Annotated in this window: 1 protein-coding gene; it reads right to left on the reverse strand. The window is 68.1% G+C overall.

What is annotated here, in order from left to right:
- Nucleotides 1-763, reverse strand: a 763-nt coding sequence (locus HUW62_RS47430) for a phage major capsid protein (RefSeq protein ID WP_176438213.1), incomplete at its 3' end; no start/stop codon positions are given.
- Nucleotides 764-909 lie beyond the last annotated feature (146 nt).

The following is a 909-nucleotide window of genomic DNA, read 5'->3' on the forward strand; positions in this document are numbered from 1 at the left end:
CGGTCATTCGTCGCACCGAGGTTCTCCGGCCAGAGGGGGATGGGCCGCACCGGGACGCCCGAGTAGAGGACCGGCGCATCGCCCTCGAGGAACTTGTCGCCGACCGCCGTGGCCCGCTCCGCGAGCGTGCTGCGGTAGTCCAGGTCCGCGTCGACGCTGGTAAGAGGAACCCCATGCTGCCCTTGTCGCGCAGGTGCTCCGAGGGCAGCGACTTGAGCAAGTCTCCCAGGACGTCTTTACTGATGGGCGCGCCGGCCGCGTCGACGACGTTGCTGGTGGCCTGCTTCAGCACGCCATCCATCGTGGCGAGGAAGGGGTCCGCCGAGGCCGTGTCCCCGTTGACGAGGATCTCCTCCATGTCCCTGGAGATGGCGTCCGCGAGCATCTCCATGAGCGTCTGCCGCAGCTCGCCGCGCTCGATGCTGTCTTCGAGCACTTCGTCGGAGAGGCGCACCTCGCCCTTGAAGAGTTTGGCGTCCAGCTCCACCTGGGAGAGGTCGGGCTTCACGCGCTGGGCGGCGGGGACGGCGGTGGCCTCCTGGCCCGGGCGGAGGATGCGGCTGCCGAACTTCAGCTTGGAGAACTGCTGCTTGGGGGCCGCCATGGGCACGACGGTGCACTGCTGCAGCAGGACGGATTGCTTGATGAGCAGGCGCAAGAACTTCTGCGCCTGCGCGGGCTGGAGGACGCCGCCGCCGGCCGTGAGGTCGGCGAGGGCCAGGTCCGCCTTGGCCAAGAGGGTGCTGTTGTCGATACGACTCATGGGGATTCCTTGGGCGTTGAGGCTTCCTGGTGGCGGATGGGGACGTCAGACGTCGTGGAAGGAGAGGGCCTTGTCGACGCTCTCCCGGTTGAGGGGCTTGTTCATGTCGAGGGGCCAGCCGACGTCCTCGACGGGGGGCTTGGGCG

This window comes from Myxococcus sp. AM011 (assembly GCF_013372595.1).
In the GTDB taxonomy this organism is placed as follows: domain Bacteria; phylum Myxococcota; class Myxococcia; order Myxococcales; family Myxococcaceae; genus Myxococcus; species Myxococcus eversor.